Below are 18,744 nucleotides of genomic sequence, written 5' to 3' on the forward strand. Positions count from 1 at the left end.
GCTCAGCCGGAGAAGGCGCGCCGCAACAGGCGCGACAGCGCCAGGCGGGGACGCGCGGTGTTGGCGACGTTGTGCGGCGGCGCGCCGAACAGCAGACGAATCAGTCTGTGCCGAGTCGCCATGTCGAGCTTGAATTCAATGCCGATCAGATCGCCCTGGCAGCGTGCGATGCGACATGGAATCCAACCGGTCGGGGCGAGCCATACCGCGCCATGCCCGCGCAGCGGGATCATGCCGGCCTGGGTGCTGCGCACGCCCACGCCGTTGCATGACAGGTCGGTCGAGATGCCGGCGAATTCGTTGTTGCCGATACGCACCCGCACCGACGCGCGATACGGAAATCGCTCCTCGCGGCGCGGCCGCGGCAATTCGATGCACACCAGCATCGAGCCAAGGTAGAGCAGCAACGCGATCGTGGTCCAGACGGTGTTGAAGACCAGTCCAGGCGCATCGGGGTCGCTCAGGAACGCGCGTATCAATCCGGCCGAGGACAGCACGATCAATGCGGCATAGAACAACGCCAGCTTGCCGTGCACGATAAGCCTGGAGCGATCGAGCCCTTTGTTGGTGACCTTGAATGGGCGGCCGAAGGGCTTGACGATGGCGCTCAGGAGCGTGGCCGTGACGGTCAGTGCCGAGGCGATCTGCGTGACTTCAGTGAATATCGGCAGCGCGCGCGAGCCGGTGATCCAGATGCTATAGCCCCAGAACGTGATCAATGCCGGCAAGCCATAGGCGAGGAACTGCGTGGGCGAGCTGTAGATGGTCGGCGTGCCGAAGTACCAGTACAAAAGCGGGCCGGCCAGCAGCATCAGCGTGAACGGACGGCTTAGCCACAGCATCATGCCGTGGATGTAATGCAGCCGCTGGGTAAACGTGTAGCCCTTGCCGCGCAGCGGACCATCGGCGGTGAGCGCGACCTGGATGGTGCCAAGCCCCCAGCGGCTGCGCTGGCTGATGAATTCGGGCAAGCCCTCGGCCGAGAGTCCGACGCTCAGGCGCTCGTTGAGCCAGCGAGTGATATAGCCGTGGCGCAGCAGCCGGTAGGTCAGGTGGATGTCTTCGGTCACGGTGCCGGTCGGAAAACCGCCGATCATGTTAACCAGATCGCGCCGCACCACGAACGAGGTGCCGATGCAAAACGCCGTGCCCCAGGCGTCCTTGGCCGGCTGCACGACGTCGAAGAAGGCGCGTTGGTCGTCGACCCAGCACTCGGTCGAGCGCAGGTTGTACTGGATCGGATCGGCGTTGTAGTAGAACTGCGGCGTCTGGACCAGGCCGACTTTCGGTTCGTCGAACAGGCCCATGATGCGCATCAGGATGTTCCTGTGCGGCGCGAAGTCGGCGTCGAGCACCATGATATATGGCGCGTTGCTTTGCAATGCGGTTTGCCGCAGGCCATTGTTCAGGTTGCCGGCCTTTGCATGCGCGTTGTCGGGGCGGGTCAGATAGTTGGCGCCGACCTCTTCGCAAAATTCCCTGAGCCAAGGCCGGCGCGTATCGTCGAGCACCCATACAACGAAGTTCGGGTAATCGATCGCCATCGCCGAGACGATGGTTTTCTCGAGAATCTCCAGTCCTTCGTTATAGGTTGCGATGAAAATGTCGACCGCAGGCAGGTCGTTGCGCCGGCGCAGCGCCGCTTCGGCCCGGTCGGCCTGGGGCGTGTAGTTGCTGGTGCGCACCAGGATCAGCGCCGAGAGCAGGGTGTACGTCACGGTGATGGCCTCGAAGCCGAAGAACACGTAGGCCCACATGCTGGGAAAGCTCAGCGAGAAATCGGGTAACGTCTGCGTGGCTCGCCAGACCAGGTAATTGCCCAGCAACAGCGCGGCGACGCTGCCATAGAGGACGCGATCCGCCGTGCGCCGGCGCTCGCCCAGCAGACCCAGCAGCATCACGAAAAGCAGTGTGCCGAAGTTGATGTCGAGCAGCGTCTGATTGTCGAAGTACAGTTGATACATCGTTGGCTTTCCTTCATGGCGAGGTTGCGACGGCGGGGTGGGCGCTTTGCGGCACGAATGGATTCCAGCGCGCGGCCGCGAGCACCGCCCAGGCGGTTGCGCCCAGGTGCGGCAGGTGGAAATAGTAGAAATCGCTGGTTTTCGAGGCCGGCCCGATCGACAGGCCGGTGCTGATGCGCTGCGCGGGCGTCGCGAACAGCAGCCCGGTTGGCGAGCGCTGCGCCAGCAGGATCGGCCACAGCGGCGCGGCCTGCGCAGCGTGGCCGGTGAGTTGCAGCACCAGGGCGGCCTGCCCGGTGCCCTCGGTCCAAAGGCCGTCGGGGTCGGCCTTGAAGCCGTAACCGCCGTCGATGCGGTGATGCCTGTTGGCCCATGCGAGCGCGCGCTCCCATTCGGGTGGCGCGTCGCCAATGGCGATCAGCGGCCACAACGTCGCATCGAGCGCGGAGGGGCCGGTGTTCAGCGTATGCCCGTCGTTTTGCGTGCCGATCACGAAGCGCCCTGACGGGGCTTGCCACATCGCGGCGACAAAGCCGCGGGCACGGTCTGCCGCGGTGCGCCAGCGTGCCTGCCCGGTGAGGCGGGCCAGCCAGTGAAATGCCGCGTAGGCGTCGACGTTGTGTTCGGTCGATTTCCAGGTTTGCTTCAACGGCGTGGGCTCTTCGCCGAAATAGCCGCCGCTGTAGCCGGCCGGCGCGGTGGCGTCGTAGACGGAGGCGTCGACCCAGCTCATGAATTTCGCCGCGGTGTCGAGGTAGTGCCGGTCATGGCTGGCGTGGTAGACCGCCAGCAGCATCAGTGCGGCCCAGGCGACGTTGCCGGTCGCCGTGCCGGTTTGGTAACCGTCTTCGAACCAGCGGCGGCTTTTGTCGTCCCACCAGCCCGGCAGTGCCGCTGGGCCCGGCCCGAGCGGCCCGGCCCGATACGCGTTGCGCAAGCGGCCGTCATGGTAGTAGCGGTCGTGCTCGCCGGCGTCGACCAGCGCATCGGCGATGCGGCGTGCATCGCTCACGTGTCCGCACGCGAGCAGCGCGATGCCGGCCAGCGCGTTGTCGTAGACGAAGGCCGCGTGGCGCAGGGCGGGCGCCAGCGGCGTCTGGCCGGGCGCGGCCCGGTAGCTTTGCAGAAACAACGGACCGTCGCCCGGCACGGCAGCGACTTCGTCCGTGAGCGTGCGGCAACCTTCGGCCAGCAACTGCGCCCGCGCAGCCGATGGAATGGCCGATGGGGCCGCCGTCGGCAGCGACGGCGAAGCGGCAAGCACGGGCTGGCAGGCGAGCGCGGTAGCCAGCGCCAGGAGCGTGGTGAAGGCTCGCAGGGCGGCCGACCTCACAGCAGGGTGCTCAAGTGATTCCACCACGACCTGCCTGCGTTGACTTCAGCCCAGCGGCCCATCGCGCAGGTGCTCTGCGGCGCGCCGCTGGTGCCAAGGTGCAGCGGCCTGTCGAGTTTGGCGATCAGGTAGATTTCATTTTTCTCCACCGGCGGAAACGGCACCAGGTAGCGCGCCTGTTCGCCGGCTGGCGCGCTGGGCAGGATTTGCGCCACCGTCGCCTTGAGCGGGCCGGCCACGCCGTCCACGTGCACGGTCAACGGCGAGCCAGGCAGCAGCGCGTCGCTAAAGCTGCGCGGAAACACCGCGACCACGCGCGCGTCGGCACAGTTGGTGGCGCGAATCAGGGTCGCGCCGGCTGCCACGCGCGTACCCGGCGGGGCCAGCACCTGCTCGACCACGCCGTTGTCGAAGGCTTTGATCGGCATGTTGGTCAGGCGCTCGAGTCGGTCCTGTTCTTTGGCGATCAGGCCGTTGATCTGATCGCCCGCGCTCTGATACTGGGACAACTGGGCATCGAGCTGGGCAATCTCGGCCTTGAGGCCGTCGCGCCGCTGCATCAGCGTCTGAACGGTGCCGTCCGAGGCGCCGTTGAAAATCCTGTGGCGAATCGCCGAGCTTTCGCTCTGCGCGTTTTGCAGCTCGGCCTGCGCTTGCTGTTCGTTGCTCTGGAGCACCGCCAGTTGGCTGCGCGAGGAGTCGGTGTAGGCCTGGCTGACCGCGCCAGCCCATTGCAGCGCCTGATTGCGATTGACGATGGTTTCCTGATGATCGACCTGCGCCTTGGCCATTGCCAGTCGCGATGCCAGCACCTGCACGTTGGTCGCATGCGTGCGCTGCAACGCGGCCTGGTATCGGGTTATTTCGTCATTGGTTGTTGCCAGCAGGGTCTGGTCGGCAGTGAGCTTGGCCTTGGCGGCGTCGAATTGCTGCTGGTTATCGAGCTGCTTGCCGGTCAGGTCGACCAGCAGCGAGCGATCGACATTTGGATTTTGCACCGTCATCAGGGTATCGCCCGCATGGAACGCGGCGCCGACCTTGACCTGCTGCGCGGTGACGATGCCCTCGGCCGGTGTGGTGACCAGGCTGACGGGCGCGTCGACCACCGCGCGCTCGGAACTGTGGGAGAACACCGTGGGCAGCATCATCGAGAGCAGCATCCAGACAATCAGGAGCGCCACACCATAGCCGGCGACGCGTGGCAAGACGCGCCAGCGGTTGACGGCCGGTACTTCCAGTGGATTCGACTGTCTGGCCAGCAACATGTCCTGGGCCTGCAGGCGGCTTACCTTTTCCAATTCGTTAGGCATAGTTTCCTCTTTGCCACGTTCTGGCCGAGCGTCGCGTAAATATCGGATCCGCGCCCGGCGTGTCGGCTCAGGCGCTGCGATTCGTCGATTGCTGCGTCATCGTTGCAACGGCGCACCGGGTGGTTTGCGTGGCGCCACTCCTGCGCATGGCGCGTGGACGCGATGACGGGTGCCTGGGTCGAGGCCTGGCCGGTGGGTTCGGTGCTTGGCTCGACTGCGGCAATGAATGGCCGTGAGATCACGGGATAACGTTTGCCGAGGTACTGCGCGGTTCCAGTCGGCGATGTAAGACTAATCAAAAGAATTTTGTGATGCTGTAAAGATGTGTAAATATATTTAGATTTACTAATCATTATTTTGATTGATGATGAAATTAACGCGCTTCGGTCCATTATTGTTTGGATGTCATGCATTGTTAGAATTACAAAATATCGACAAAATTAATCGATCAATCGCCGTATTTGGAGTGCTGACGCGCCGCTGGTTTTACGTTTTGTAACAAACAACGAATTTTTCCGGAGATCGTTGCGATGTAGCTGTGTTCGCAGTGCCACTGATGCGATTGAATCGACCGGAAAAATCGACCGGCAAAGTCGACCGCTTCGCGCCGACAGAAACGGTGCCGGCGAATTGCGGTGAAATACGCAAAAAAAACAATCCGGCAGGGCTAAAGAATTGATCGGGGGTGCCGTCAAACAGACGTCTATCGCTTTTCTCGCCCTCGGGTTGCCGGCTCCTCAACGCATATGCTCACCACCTACAACTTTTGGCTAGTGGCGCTGTCACTGGGTGTGGCGACACTCGCGTCCTATACCGCGCTTGACCTGGCCGGGCGAATTTCACTGCTGGCGCCCTCGCGCGCCCGGCATGTCTGGCTTGCCGGCGGCGGGGTGGCCATGGGCGTGGGCATCTGGTCGATGCACTTTGTCGGCATGCTGGCGTTTTCGCTGCCGATTCCGCTTGGCTACGATCTGGCGATCACCAGTGCATCGCTGGGCATTGCGGTGCTGGTGTCGTGGTTTGCGCTGTTCATCATCACGCGCGCCAAGCTGAGTCCCCCGCGTTTGCTGGCTGGCGGCGTGCTGATGGGGCTCGGCATCGCCGGCATGCATTACGTGGGCATGGCGGCCATGCGCATGTCACCCGGCATTCGCTATGAGCCTGCCCTGGTTCTCGCCTCGATCGCGATCGCCATCGGAGCGTCGAGCGCGGCGTTATGGCTCGCCCAAGTGCTGAGCGAGACCGGGCATGGGCACGTGCTGAAAAAACGTGTGGCCGCGGCGCTGGTGATGGGGCTTGCGATCACCGGCATGCACTACACCGGCATGGCTGCGGCGGAATTCCCGCTGGGTTCGATCTGCGGTGCGGCCAGCGGCGTCAATTCGCAGTGGCTGGCGACCACTATCACGCTGTTTACCTTCGCGATCCTGATTGTCACACTGATGCTGACGCGGTTCGATGCGCGCACTACCTTTTTGATCGGCTCGGTGTCGTTGCTCAACGGCCAGATCGTGCGCATGGCGACTTTCGATATGTTGACCGATCTGCCCAACCGGCGGACGCTGACCGAACGCCTCGAATATGCGATTCAGTCAGCCCGGCGCGACAACAGTATCGTCGCTGTGTTGTTCATGGATCTCGATGGCTTCAAGACGATCAATGACTCGCTTGGCCATGCGGTCGGGGACGAGGTGCTCAAGGCGTTCGCGCGGCGTTTGCTCAAGTGCGTGCATGGCAGCGACTTGGTCGCGCGCCTCGGTGGCGACGAATTCGTCGTGCTGCTCGAGAACGCCACGTCGACGGCCGAAGTCGAGGCAACGGCGCAAAATCTGCTCGAGCGCATGCGCCGGGGCGGCTGGGCCGACGGCCAGCCGCTGCAGGTGACCCCCAGCATCGGCATCGCGCTGTTCCCGCAGGACGGTGATAGTGCCGAGGTATTGCTCCAGAATGCCGACGCGGCGATGTACGAGGCCAAGCGCAGCGGCCGCGGCACCTACCGCTTTTTCGAGGCCGGCATGAACGATGCGGCGGTGCGTACGCTGCAGATTCAAAATGCGCTTTTCGACGCGCTCGAACAAGGCTATTTTTCACTGAATTTTCAGCCAAAATTCCGCGGCGACTCGGGTAAGCTGGCCGGGGCGGAGGCGCTGCTGCGGCTCACGCATCCCGAGTTCGGCTCGCCGCCGCCGCTCGAGTTCATCCCGGTCGCCGAGCGCTCTGGCCAGATCGTGCAGATCGGCTATTGGGTCGTGCGCGAGACGTGCCGGCAAATTCGTGACTGGGAGCGCAGCGGCCTGTCGCCGGTGAAGGTGGCGATCAATTTGTCGCCGCGCCAGTTGGTGCAACCCGAACTCGTGAGTACCATCGTCGGGATCATGCGCGGCGAGCGTGTCGCCTGCGAGCGCGTGATGTTCGAGATCACCGAGACGGTGGCCATGCAGGACGCGCCGCGCACTATCGAAATGATCCGGGAATTCCAGGATCACGGTTTCGAAATTGCGATCGACGACTTCGGCACCGGCTATTCCAGCCTGGCCTATCTGCAGCGGTTTCGCGTCAAGCAGTTGAAGATCGACCGATTCTTTACCAACGGGCTGGACGAACAGGGTCTGGAGGGCGGTGCCATCGTGTCTGCCATTATCGCCATGGCGCATTCGCTCGATATGGACGTCGTCGCCGAGGGCGTCGAGACTGCTTCGCAACTGGCCAAGCTCAAGAACCTGATGTGCGACGAGATGCAGGGCTTTCTGCTGGGCGAGCCCCTGAGCGCCGGCGCATTCGGCGATTTGCTGCAGCAGCGGGCGGTGCCGGTGTAGCCTGGTTGCCGTCAGTGGGTGCGGCTGGCGGCGCGCTGCCCGGTCGCGTGCGCGCAATCAGGCCAGCGCCGCGGCGGGCCGGCTTACACTATGGCCTTTTACGTGAGGACCTGCCGATGCCGACTTTGCGTTTTCAAGCTTTTGCCGCGGGCGGACCGCTTTGTCATGCGTGCCGCGCGCTGCGCGGCGAGTGCCGGGCGAGGCTCGCATGAGCGCGCTTGCCCCGACCATTGCCGATCTGGCCGACGCGTTGGCCGCTGGCCGCACCACCAGCGTCGCACTCACCGAGCAGGCGCTCGCGCGAATCGACGCTCACGTCAAGGCTGGCGGTGCCGCCTTTATTGAAGTCGACGCCGACGGCGCGCTGGCGGCCGCGCGCGCTGCCGATCAAGCCCGCGCTGCGGGATTCGTGGCATCGCCGTTGGCGGGACTGCCCGTGTCGATCAAAGACCTTTTCGATGTGCGCGGGCAACGCACTCGGGCCGGCTCCCGGGTGCTTGACACTCGCTCGCCGGCCCAGGCCGATGCGCCGGTGGTGGCGCGCCTGCGCGCGGCCGGCGCGGTGCTCGTCGGGCGCACCAACATGAGTGAATTCGCGTACTCGGGCCTGGGTCTGAATCCCCACTACGGAACGCCCCGCAACCCATTCGATCCGGACTGCGTCACCGGTGGTTCGACCTCGGGCGGCGCGCTGAGCGTGGCTGCCGGCATGGCGGTTGCCGCGCTTGGCACCGACACCGGCGGGTCGATCCGCATTCCGTCGGCCTTTTGCGGCCTGACCGGCTTCAAGCCGACTGCGTGCCGCGTCCCCATGGATGGGGGAGTGCCGCTGTCGACCACGCTCGACTCGGCGGGTCCGCTGGCCCGCTCGGTGGCCTGCTGTGCGGCATTCGATGCCGTGCTCAGCGGCCAGACGCTCGATACGCGTGCGGCCACGCTCAGCGGATTGCGGCTCTATGTGACACGCGACTTCGTCGGCGACGGGCTCGACCCGGCAGTCGCCGCGGCGTTCGATGCGGCGCTGGGGCGCCTGTCGCGGCATGGCGCGCAGGTGATTCCCTTTGACTTTCCCGAGCTGCTGCGTTTGCCGCAGATCAATGCCGGAGGCGGTTTCAGCGCGGCCGAGTCGTGGACCTGGCATCGTGCGCTGCTGGCCGAGCAGGGCGAACGTTATGACCCGCGCGTGGCGGTGCGCATTCGGCGCGGCGCCCAGCAAAGCGCGGCCGATTACATCGAGTTGCTGGCCGAGCGCCGCGCCATGCGGGCCAGCGCCGCGCGGCGCCTGCGCGAGGCCGATGCCTGGCTAATGCCCAGCGTTGCGACACGGCCCCCGAGGCTCGACAGCCTGGTGCGCGACGAAGACTTCTTTGCGATCAATGGGTTGGTGCTGCGCAATTCGAGCGTGATCAATTTTCTCGACGGCTGCGCAGTGTCCCTGCCGTTGGCGCAGGGTATCGGCTTGAGCGTGTGCGGCCTGCAAGGGCAGGACGCGCGCGTGCTGCAGGTGGCCGGCGCGCTGGAGGCCGGGCTCGCGCAATGACCCGGCGCGGCACCGATTTGCTTGCTTGATCAAGGTCAAGCCTGTTCGCTGCCGGAGCTTCTAGACTGAATCTGTCCAGTCATTCGTCAGTTGGTCAGCGGCAGATGCGGGAGGGATGATGCCGTACGGTTCCATTGCAGACTTGCCGCTGTCGGTGCGCGGACATTTACCGCCGCACGCGCAGGAGATCTATCTCGCCGCGTTCAACCACGCCTACGCGGCGCATGCCGGCGACGCGGATCGAGAGGAGATCGCGCATCGGATTGCCTGGGCGGCCGTCAAGCGTGGCTACGTCAGGGATGGCGATGTTTGGGTAAGGCGGGCTTGAGTCACGTGGGCGTGCCGCACGCTTCGGGACGAACGATTGCCGGCAAGACAGGCGCACGGGAGCCGGGGATGGACAGCGAGTTGGCGTCGAGCGCGCCCGAGGCAGGGGCGCCGGCGGGTCATGGCAGCGATCAGTATCCGCTGGATCACGGTTATCTGTTTTCGGCGGCCGGCGTGGGCAGCAAGATCGACGCGGCGGCGGCCATTGCGTGGCTCGAGCGCGAGGCGCCCGGGCGCGAGGAATTCCTCTGGCTGCAATTTCACGATATCCCGAGCGTGCTGGACGGCTGGCCGGTGCAGCACGTGACGCTGCCCGAGGCGTTTGGAGATACGCTGCGCGAGGCCTCGCGCTCGACGCGCGTCGAGTCCGTGCAGAAAACCATGATCGCGGTGGTCAACGACGTCGATTACGACTTTACACAGAAAAAGCCGCTCGTGGTCGCGACGCTGTGGCTCAGCGCCGGGCCCCACTACCTGTTGAGCGTGCGTAATCAACCGTTGCGCTCGGTGCAGCAAGTTCGGCTGGATGTCGAGGCGGGAGAAATTTTTCACAGCCCGCTGGCGTTGCTGATCCGCCTGCTGCAGGAGCAAGCCGACGTGTTGCGCGCGATTGTGCGTGGCGGCTCGCACACCGCCGACGAGGTGGAAGCCCGCTTGCTGGGCGGTCAGTTGCCCAAGCGCGCCAGTCTTGGGGGGATCCGCCGCGATCTGGTGCGGCTGCGTCGGTTGCTGGCGCCAGAACCGGCGGCGCTGTTTCGTCTGGTGAATCGCCCGCCACGCTGGGTGCGGGAGGACGACGCGCAAGACTTGCGTCAGACGGCCGAGGCGTTTTCGCTGACGCTGCGCGATATGGCAGGGCTGCAGGAGCGCATTCAGTTGCTCGAGGAGGAAATTGCCGATCGCGTCGCCGAACACACCAACCGCAGTGTGCTGATCCTGACTGCGGTGACGGTCATCGCCCTGCCGATCAATCTGATCGCCGGACTGCTCGGCATGAACATCGGCGGCCTGCCGTTGCGCGTAAACCCTTACGGCTTCTGGATTGTCGTGGCGATTTCCGGCTGCCTGACCGGCTTGGCCAGCTGGTTCGTGTTTTGGCGCCGGCACGATTGACGGCCCGCCGGACCGACTTTGCGGGGGGCAGGGCCGATCGTTGACGCCAACGCGCGCGTGGCTTCAATTTCCAAGCGTTTTCCACAATAATAGAGCCCGCCGCGCTGCGGGGCGGACCGGTTTTCTGTTCGGTTCGCCGCCGCAGCGCATTTTTTTGTTGAATTGCGCAAATTTGGTAGTAATCTCGGGTTTTTTCAGCGTCCGGGTCCGGGCAAATGTGACGCCCATGGGCCGGCCAGCGGGGATCCAACGATTTTTAAAAAAGCGGAGAACGGGATGAAAAACAAGGTCATGCTGAGCATCGCGATGGCGATTGCCTGCACGCTGCCAGCGCTGCCAGCGTTATCGGCCGCGGCCAACGACACGACGCTCAATGTCTACAACTGGTCCGACTATATTGCCAAGGACACGATACCGAATTTCGAGAAGGAAACCGGCATCAAGGTGCGCTATGACAATTACGATAGCGACGACACCCTGCAGGCCAAGCTGCTGACCGGCAATTCCGGTTACGACATCGTCGTGCCGACCAGCAACTACGCCGGCAAGCAGATCGCCGCGGGCATCTTCATGCCGCTGGACAAGTCGCAACTGCCCAACCTGAAATACCTCGATCCGCAATTGATGGCGCTGGTGGCCGGCGCCGACCCGGGCAACAAGTATGTGGTGCCGTGGGCCTATGGCACTACCGGGCTGGGCTACAACGTGACCAAGGTGCAGCAGATCCTCGGCAAGAACGTGCCGCTGGATAACTGGGACATCCTGTTCAAGCCGGAATATATCTCCAAGCTCAAGAGCTGCGGCGTATCGGTGCTTGATGCGCCCGACCAGATGTTTGCCGCGACGCTGCATTACATGGGGCGCGACCCGAACAGCACCAATCCGGCGGACTACCGCGCGGCGCTGGGCGTGCTCAAGAAGATCCGCCCGTACATCACCCAGTTCAATTCGTCGGGTTACATCAACGATCTGGTCGGCGGCGACGTCTGCTTTGCGTTCGGCTGGTCGGGCGACGTGGTGATTGCCAAGCATCGCGCGCAGGAAGCCAAGAAGCCGTACAAGATCGAGTACTACATCCCCAAGGGTGGCGCGCCGGTATGGTTCGACGTGATGGCGATCCCCAAGGATGCGCCGCACAAGGAGGCCGCGCTGAAGTGGATCAACTACATCGAGACGCCGCAGGTTCATGCTGCGATCACCAACGCGGTGTACTACCCGAGCGCCAATCTCGAGGCGCGAAAGTATGTCAGGAAAGACGTGGCGAACGATCCGGCCGTCTATCCGCCGCCCGCCGTGCTGAAGACGTTGTTCTTGCTGAAACCCTTGCCGATCAATATCCAGCACCTCGAGACTCGCCTGTGGACCGAGTTTAAAACGGGGTATTGATGCGCGCCGCGCGGCGCGGCGACGTGTTTGACGCGTGTTTCAAGACAGCCTCCGGCGTGCCGGGGGCTTTTTTCGAGTTGAAGAGGGTGGAGTCGATAATGAATGAACCGGCATCCATGCCGCGTGAGTCGCAGGCCGAACGTGCCAGCCATTTCGTCCAGATGGTCGGGGTCGTGAAGAAGTTTGGCGAGACAGTGGCGGTGCGGCACGTCGATTTATCGGTCAGGAAAGGGGAGCTGTTCGCCCTGCTGGGCAGCTCGGGTTGCGGCAAGTCGACGCTGTTGCGCATGCTTGCCGGCTTCGAGAGCCTGACCGAAGGGCAGATTCTGATCGATGGCGAGGACATGGCGCGCATGCCGCCCTATCGCCGGCCGGTGAACATGATGTTCCAGTCGTATGCGCTGTTTCCGCACATGACGGTGGAGAACAACGTGGCGTTCGGTCTCAGGCAGGAAGGATGCGACAAGGTGGAAATCCGCGAGCGCGTCGCGGCGGTGCTCGAATTGGTGCAGATGACGCGCTTCGCCAAACGCCGGCCGAACCAGCTCTCGGGCGGCCAGCAGCAGCGCGTGGCGCTGGCGCGCAGCCTGGTCAAGCGCCCCAAGCTGCTGCTGCTCGACGAACCGATGTCGGCGCTGGACAAGCAGATTCGCCAGCGCACCCAGGTCGAGCTTGTGAATATTCTTGATCAGGTCGACGTGACGTGCATCATGGTCACGCACGATCAGGAGGAAGCGATGACGATGGCCGACCGCATCGGCGTGATGAGCGACGGCCTGATCGTGCAAACCGGCTCGCCGCTCGATGTCTACGAGTATCCAAGCACCCGCTTTGCCGCGGAGTTCATCGGCTCGACCAATCTGTTCGAAGGCACGGTAGCCGAGTCAGCCCCCGATCACGTGCTGATCGAGAGCGCCGAACTGGGGGTGCCGCTCTATGTGAATCACGGCATCGGCAGCCCGGCGGGGGCGCAGGTCGCCGTCTCGATCCGGCCGGAGAAGGTGGTGCTGCGCCGCGCCCGGCCCGACGCTGCGCACAACTGGGCCGAGGGCGCCGTCACGCACGTCGTCTATATGGGCAGCTATTCGCTGTACCACGTCGTGATCGACTCGGGCAAGACCATCGTTGCCAATGTCTCGAGCCTGGCGCTGGCCGATATGGGCGCGCCGGAGGTCGGCGAGCGCGTGGCGATCAGCTGGAACTCTCAGTCGGGTGTGGTGCTGACGCAATGAAAAATCAACCATTGACCAAGCGCGGCTGGTTGACGGGCCGCTCTGTCGTGATCGGCGGCCCGTTTCTGTGGCTGCTGCTGTTTTTTTTCGTGCCGTTCGTGCTGGTGGTCAAGATCAGCTTCGCGGATTTGCGTCTGGGGATTCCGCCGTATACCGATCTGGTGACGCTCAAGGACGGTGTCGCGCATATCGCGATCTACTTCACCCACTACGCGGAGCTGTTCGCCGACAGCCTGTACTTCGAGGCGTACCTGAGCTCGCTGAAGATCGCCGGCATCTCGACCCTGTTGTGCCTGCTGCTGGGCTATCCGATGGCGTACTACATCGCCCGCTCGAATCCGGCCACGCGCAACCTGTTGATGATGGGTGTGATGCTGCCTTTCTGGACCTCGTTCCTGATTCGCGTGTATGCGTGGATCGGCATTCTGAAGAACAACGGGCTGCTCAATAATGCGCTGATGTCGATCGGCCTGATCCATCAGCCGATCGCGCTGTATCACACCAATACCGCGGTCTATATCGGCATGGTCTATTCGTATTTGCCGTTCCTGGTGATGCCGCTCTACGCGCACCTGGTCAAGATGGATTTCACGCTGCTCGAGGCGGCCTACGACCTGGGGGCGCGCCCCTGGAAAACCTTCGTCCACGTGACCCTGCCGCTGTCGAAGAACGGCATCATTGCTGGCTGCCTGCTGGTGTTTATCCCGGCGGTTGGCGAGTATGTCATTCCTGAATTGCTGGGTGGCGCGAATACGCTGATGATCGGCCGTGTGATGTGGGACGAGTTCTTCAGCAACTCCGACTGGCCGATGGCATCGGCAGTGACGTGCGCAATGGTGCTTTTGTTGCTGGTGCCGATGATGCTGTTCCAGTATTTCCAGATGCAGCAAATGGAGCAGCGCCGATGATCAAGCCCAATCGCACCCTGCAGTGGCTCTCGCTTGGCGTCGGCTTTTTGTTTCTCTACATCCCGATTCTCAGCCTGGTGGTCTATTCGTTCAATGCCTCGGAGCTGGTGACGGTATGGAGCGGCTTTTCGCTCAAGTGGTATGCCGCCATGTGGCACGACACCGAGTTGATCAACGCGGCGTGGCTATCACTGAAAATCGCGCTGATGACGGCCTTCGCGTCGGTGCTCATCGGCACCTGGGCCGGCTTCGTGCTGGCCCGCATGGGACGCTTTCGCGGCGTGACGCTCTTCAATGGACTGATCAGCGCGCCGCTGGTGATCCCGGAAGTGATTCAGGGCATTTCGCTGCTGCTGCTGTTCGTCGAGATGGGCAAGCTGCTCGGCTGGCCTTCGCAGCGCGGCATGTTCACGATCTGGATCGGTCACGTGATGCTGTGCGTCTCGTATGTGGCGATCATCGTGCAGTCGCGCCTGCGCGATCTCGATCCGGCGCTGGAGGAGGCCGGCCTCGATCTGGGCGCGACGCCGCTGCGGGTGTTCTTCAGCATCACGCTGCCGATCATCTCGCAGGCGCTGATCTCGGGGTGGCTGCTGTCGTTCACGCTATCGGTCGACGATGTCGTGACCTCCGCCTTTCTTTCCGGACCAGGGTCGACCACGCTGCCGCTGGTGGTGTTCTCGCGCGTGCGTCTCGGGCTCAACCCCGAAATGAACGCACTCGCGACGCTCTTCATCACCGTGGTGACGATCGGCGTGGTCGTTGCCAATCACTTCATGCAGGCGGCCGAACGCCGTCGGGTGGCACTGGCGGCGTAAGGCCAGGGCAGGGCTCACGGGAGGCGTGTTGCCTGTGGCAGGCGAGCCAGCGTTTGGGTATCGGGCGCGCCGTCGAAGTACTTCCGCAAGGCGGTGCGAAACGGCTCGCCATCGGCAGCGGCGCATGAGAACAGTGTCATCGATGAGTGAAATTTCAGGTCGTCCGGTGCGCCGAAAATTTGTGTGACAGGGCGCCCTTCGATACTGTTGACGAGTTGCGTGCACGCGCGCAAGCGCTCGCCGAGCACCGGGTGCTCGAGATAGGCATGGGCCTCGGCAAGCGATCCGATCGCATAGCGCTGGGCCATCGGACTTTGCCCGAGCCCCTGCATCTGCGGGAACACGAACCACATCCAGTGGCTGCGCTTGCGGCCGGCCCGCAATTCGTCGCACACCCGCGCATAGACCGGGTCTTGTGCCTCGACAAAACGCTGCAGATCATAAGGGTCTTCCATGTCGTGCTCCTTGCGGGCGTGCCGCGTCGGCTCGTTTGGTCAGGCACAGGGGGGAGCGAATGTCGGTGTCCATGTCGGATGTCGGATCGGGATGCAACTTCAATTCTCGGCGCTCTGACCATTATTCATGGCGGGCAACGGCCAGAAAATTTTTCCGCCAGGCGTCTTGCGCCGCAACCGCTTGTTGCACACCGCATTGCAGATTTATCACGTTTTGCCACTGGACGTCGGGCCGGCATCCTCTTAGAATGCCGCATCTTTTTGTGTGAGCGGGGGCGAGTTGCGGCCGGATTTCATCTTGACTTCCGAACTCCGTCGCTCTCATACTAAAAAAGGGGCCCAATAAGAATAATATTCATCAGTATTGTTCCGGGTTGAAATAATTCCTCAAAAAGGAGAATTTCCTTGAAAAACAAATCACTTTTTACAGCACTTGCTGCTCCGCTGATCGCCGGACTGGCTTTTTCCGTTTGCGCCACGACCGCCTCGGCTGCCGGCAAAAACTCCATCGTCGTGGGCGCGGACACCACCTTCCCGCCGTTTGAAACCGAAGTGAATGGCAAGGTGACGGGTTTCGACATCGACATGATCGAAGCCATCGCCAAGGCCGAAGGCATGACCGTCGAGATCAAGACGATGCCGTTCAACGGGATCATCCCCAGCCTGCAGGCCGGTTCGGTCGACGCCGCAGTGGCTGGCATCACGATCAAGAAGAGCCGCATGCAGAGCGTCGATTTCAGCGATGCCTACTACAAGTCGGGCTTGTCGGTGCTGGTCATGAAGGATTCGAAAATCAAGGATTTCGCTGATCTGAAGGGCCACGTGGTTGCCACCAAGAAGGCGACCTCGTCGGTTGACTACATGACCAGCCACGGCATCGATCCGAATTACATCAAGCAATTCCAGGACATCGACACGGCCTACCAGGCACTCGAAACCGGCGGCGCCGATGCCGTGGTGTTCGATAATCCGGTGAACGTGAATTTCAAGACCGCGCATCCGAACGTGAAGGTCGTGGGCCCGCTGCTGACCGGCGAATACTACGGTATCGCGATCAGCAAGAAGGATCCGACGCTGGTCAAGAAGATCAATGACGGCCTGGCCAAGATCAAGAAGAGCGGCGAATATCACCAGCTGTTCGTGAAGTATTTCGGCGGCGATGTGAGCGGCGCGGTCAACGGCGTCGAGAAGCCGGCTGCCGTGGCAGTGAGCGACTAAGCTTTCATTCATTTGCCGGGTCGGCATGACAAGCGCGCGGTGCGGAGGTTGCACTGCGCGTTTTATTTACGGCGGCCCGGACAATCCATGGCAACAAATCAAGTCATTGCAAGCGATATAGGCCAAGGCTTATGAATGTAATCTGGCAAAACCTGCCCGTCATCCTCGACGGCTTGCGCCTGACGATTCAGTACTCTCTGGTGGCCATCATCCTGATGGTGATCATTGGTCTGGTCGCGGCGCTGATGCGGTTGTCCCGCTTTGGCGTGCTGAACTGGATCTCCTCGGCGTATGTCGAGATCTTTCGTTCCACGCCGCTGCTGGTGCAGCTTTTCTTTATCGTGCTCGGCCTGCCGGCGATCCTGCCGGTCAACGAATGGTTCGGGCAACTGACTTATCCGATTCTGGCGGCGGCCTTCACGCTCAGCCTGAACGAGGGCGCCTACGTCACGGAAATCATTCGTGCCGGCATTCTGGGCGTCGACCGCGGCCAGAAGGAAGCGGCCTCGAGCATTGGCATGACCGGCTTTCAAACGATGCGCTACATCGTGCTGCCGCAGGCCTTCAAGCGCATGATTCCGCCGCTGGTCAATCAGGCCGCGCAAACGATCAAGGACACCTCCCTGCTGGCGCCGGTCGGCATCATCGAACTCGTCTATAAGGGCGAAATCGTGATTGCGTCGACCTTCGCCTCGTTCAAGATCTGGGGCCTGATCGCTACCCTGTACTTCGTCATCATCTTCTCTGTATCGAAGTGCGCGTCTTATATGGAGAGGAGGCTTCAAGTTGATAAACGTTAAGAATCTCCATAAATCCTTCGGCCACCATGAGATCCTCAAAGGCATCAACAATCATGTGGAAGCGCAGGAGGTGGTGGTCGTCATCGGCCCGTCGGGCAGCGGCAAGAGCACATTTTTGCGTTGCCTGAACGGTCTGGAGGAAGTCACCAGCGGCGAAATCGAAATCGCCGGCATGAAACTGACCGACCCGAAGACCAACATCCACAAGCTGCGTCAGCACGTGGGCATGGTGTTCCAGCAGTTCAACCTGTTCAAGCACCTGACGATCCTGGAAAACATCACGATCGGCCCGCGCAAGGTCAAGAAGATGTCGGTGGAAGACAGCAACAGGATCGCGCGCGAATTGCTGGCCAAGGTTGGCCTGTCGGGCAAGGAAACCAGTTATCCCGACCAGCTCTCCGGCGGGCAGCAGCAGCGCGTGGCGATCGCCCGGGCGCTGGCCATGCAGCCAGACGTGATGCTGTTCGACGAGCCGACCTCCGCGCTTGACCCCGAAATGGTCGGCGAAGTGCTGCAGGTCATGAAGAATCTGGCGGTCGAGGGCATGACGATGGTCGTCGTTACTCATGAAATGGGTTTTGCCCGCGAAGTGGGGCATCGCGTCATTTTCATGGATGGCGGTTACATCGTCGAGGAAGGCAAGCCGCAGGAAATTTTCTCGAATCCGCAGGCCGAACGCACAAAGAATTTTCTCGCGAAGATTCTGTAAGGCGATTGCCGCAACCTCCGACGGCCCGGGTGCGCACCTGGGCCGTCATGCGTTTACGAGCGGGTATTCCGATGAACGGCCAGGCTCAGATAACGCCATCTCGATGCATGGCCTGCGCGTCGATGCAACATACCAGCAACTCCGCGTCCCGCTTGCCCGTCGATAGATAGACATGGCCCACGGCGCTGTCGAAATAAAGGCTGTCACCGGTCTTCAGGTGGTAGGCTCGACCGTTCTCGAAGCGAAGTTCGAGCGTCCCGCTTAGCACGTACACGAACTCCTCGCCCGCGTGCCGGATGTAATCGGGAAACTCGTCCATCGACCGCGCGCGGATATGACCGCGCATCGGCACCATGCGTTTGCCGGTCAGGTCGTTGGCAAGCATCCCGTACCGATAGGTCGGTGTCTCGTAAATCACTTCGTCGCCGGCCGCGGTGAACGAGGGCGCCAACGGGCCGGTGGCAGCGTCGCGCGTGCGCCCGAAGAGCTGGTCGAATTCCAGCGCCAGGGCGTGAGCAAGCGCAGCGAATTTATCGTACGTCAACGCAATATCGCCGCGTTCGGCTTTCGAGATGGTGGATACCGCAATCCCCGAAAGTTCGGACAAAGCCGCCAGCGTCAAGCCGCGCGTCTTGCGTGCTTGCCGGATGCGCGCGCCCACGGTCTTGTGATCGAGGACCAAGGGGGCGCCCGGGCTCGAGGAGTCCGTCGCCGTGGCGACCGGTTTTGCCATAAGTATTCCCACGCCGGTTAGGGTTTTATCGTATACGAGAATTTTATTTTTCTCATATATGATAACCCAGGTCGATTTCGCT

General features: G+C 62.4%; 16 protein-coding genes. 11 read left to right on the forward strand and 5 right to left on the reverse strand.

What is annotated here, in order from left to right; translation table 11 throughout:
* Positions 1 to 2: 2 nt before the first annotated feature.
* The 3 genes from EPN80_RS16355 to EPN80_RS16365 all read right to left on the reverse strand — a co-directional run bounded on the left by EPN80_RS16355 (position 3) and on the right by EPN80_RS16365 (position 4,607).
* A complete protein-coding gene (locus tag EPN80_RS16355) occupies positions 3 to 1,964 on the reverse strand; it encodes a glycosyltransferase family 2 protein (RefSeq protein WP_293029618.1) in 1,962 nt (653 codons plus the stop codon).
* 13 nt (positions 1,965 to 1,977) lie between these two features.
* A complete protein-coding gene (locus EPN80_RS16360; protein WP_293029770.1) occupies positions 1,978 to 3,207 on the reverse strand; it encodes a hypothetical protein in 1,230 nt (409 codons plus the stop codon).
* 86 nt (positions 3,208 to 3,293) lie between these two features.
* On the reverse strand, positions 3,294 to 4,607 hold the full coding sequence (locus EPN80_RS16365) for an HlyD family efflux transporter periplasmic adaptor subunit (RefSeq protein WP_293029621.1): 1,314 nt from the start codon (positions 4,605 to 4,607) through the stop codon (positions 3,294 to 3,296).
* 746 nt (positions 4,608 to 5,353) lie between these two features.
* Between EPN80_RS16365 and EPN80_RS16370 the strand changes: the two genes are divergently transcribed.
* The 8 genes from EPN80_RS16370 (at position 5,354) to EPN80_RS16405 (ending at position 14,747) form a co-directional block, all read left to right on the forward strand.
* On the forward strand, positions 5,354 to 7,423 hold the full coding sequence (locus EPN80_RS16370; protein ID WP_293029624.1) for an EAL domain-containing protein: 2,070 nt from the start codon (positions 5,354 to 5,356) through the stop codon (positions 7,421 to 7,423).
* Between the two features lie 208 nt (positions 7,424 to 7,631).
* Positions 7,632 to 8,963, forward strand: a complete 1,332-nt coding sequence (locus EPN80_RS16375; RefSeq protein ID WP_293029627.1) for an amidase — start codon at positions 7,632 to 7,634, stop codon at positions 8,961 to 8,963.
* A 118-nt stretch (positions 8,964 to 9,081) separates the two neighbouring features.
* Positions 9,082 to 9,291 (forward strand): ChaB family protein, encoded by a 210-nt coding sequence (locus EPN80_RS16380; RefSeq protein WP_293029630.1) that lies wholly within the window; start codon positions 9,082 to 9,084, stop codon positions 9,289 to 9,291.
* Positions 9,292 to 9,359: 68 nt separating this feature from the next.
* Positions 9,360 to 10,403, forward strand: coding sequence for a CorA family divalent cation transporter (locus EPN80_RS16385; RefSeq protein ID WP_293029633.1), 1,044 nt, complete (start codon positions 9,360 to 9,362; stop codon positions 10,401 to 10,403).
* Positions 10,404 to 10,694: 291 nt separating this feature from the next.
* Positions 10,695 to 11,789, forward strand: coding sequence for a polyamine ABC transporter substrate-binding protein (locus EPN80_RS16390; RefSeq protein ID WP_293029773.1), 1,095 nt, complete (start codon positions 10,695 to 10,697; stop codon positions 11,787 to 11,789).
* A 98-nt stretch (positions 11,790 to 11,887) separates the two neighbouring features.
* Complete coding sequence (gene potA, locus EPN80_RS16395; protein ID WP_293029636.1) at positions 11,888 to 13,021, forward strand: polyamine ABC transporter ATP-binding protein; 1,134 nt, start codon at positions 11,888 to 11,890, stop codon at positions 13,019 to 13,021.
* On the forward strand, positions 13,018 to 13,929 hold the full coding sequence (locus EPN80_RS16400; protein WP_293029639.1) for an ABC transporter permease subunit: 912 nt from the start codon (positions 13,018 to 13,020) through the stop codon (positions 13,927 to 13,929). The genes potA and EPN80_RS16400 overlap by 4 nt, the downstream gene beginning before the upstream one ends.
* On the forward strand, positions 13,929 to 14,747 hold the full coding sequence (locus EPN80_RS16405) for an ABC transporter permease subunit (RefSeq protein WP_293029776.1): 819 nt from the start codon (positions 13,929 to 13,931) through the stop codon (positions 14,745 to 14,747). Before EPN80_RS16400 ends, EPN80_RS16405 begins: the two co-directional genes overlap by 1 nt.
* A gap of 14 nt (positions 14,748 to 14,761) precedes the next feature.
* On the opposite strand, the gene EPN80_RS16410 is transcribed toward EPN80_RS16405, so the two are convergent.
* Positions 14,762 to 15,202 carry a DUF1810 domain-containing protein gene (locus EPN80_RS16410; RefSeq protein ID WP_293029642.1) on the reverse strand — a complete coding sequence of 147 codons (441 nt, stop codon included), beginning with the start codon at positions 15,200 to 15,202 and terminating at the stop codon, positions 14,762 to 14,764.
* 405 nt (positions 15,203 to 15,607) lie between these two features.
* Here EPN80_RS16410 and EPN80_RS16415 point away from each other — a divergent pair, with 405 nt between their 5' ends.
* The 3 genes from EPN80_RS16415 (at position 15,608) to EPN80_RS16425 (ending at position 17,929) form a co-directional block, all read left to right on the forward strand.
* A complete protein-coding gene (locus tag EPN80_RS16415) occupies positions 15,608 to 16,420 on the forward strand; it encodes a transporter substrate-binding domain-containing protein (protein WP_293029645.1) in 813 nt (270 codons plus the stop codon).
* 131 nt (positions 16,421 to 16,551) lie between these two features.
* Positions 16,552 to 17,220, forward strand: coding sequence for an amino acid ABC transporter permease (locus EPN80_RS16420; RefSeq protein ID WP_293029648.1), 669 nt, complete (start codon positions 16,552 to 16,554; stop codon positions 17,218 to 17,220).
* A complete protein-coding gene (locus EPN80_RS16425; RefSeq protein ID WP_293029652.1) occupies positions 17,207 to 17,929 on the forward strand; it encodes an amino acid ABC transporter ATP-binding protein in 723 nt (240 codons plus the stop codon). Before EPN80_RS16420 ends, EPN80_RS16425 begins: the two co-directional genes overlap by 14 nt.
* A gap of 85 nt (positions 17,930 to 18,014) precedes the next feature.
* On the opposite strand, the gene EPN80_RS16430 is transcribed toward EPN80_RS16425, so the two are convergent.
* Complete coding sequence (locus tag EPN80_RS16430) at positions 18,015 to 18,662, reverse strand: XRE family transcriptional regulator (protein WP_293029779.1); 648 nt, start codon at positions 18,660 to 18,662, stop codon at positions 18,015 to 18,017.
* Positions 18,663 to 18,744: the final 82 nt, after the last annotated feature.

It is taken from the genome of Pandoraea sp. (assembly GCF_004297875.1).
Lineage (GTDB): Bacteria > Pseudomonadota > Gammaproteobacteria > Burkholderiales > Burkholderiaceae > Pandoraea.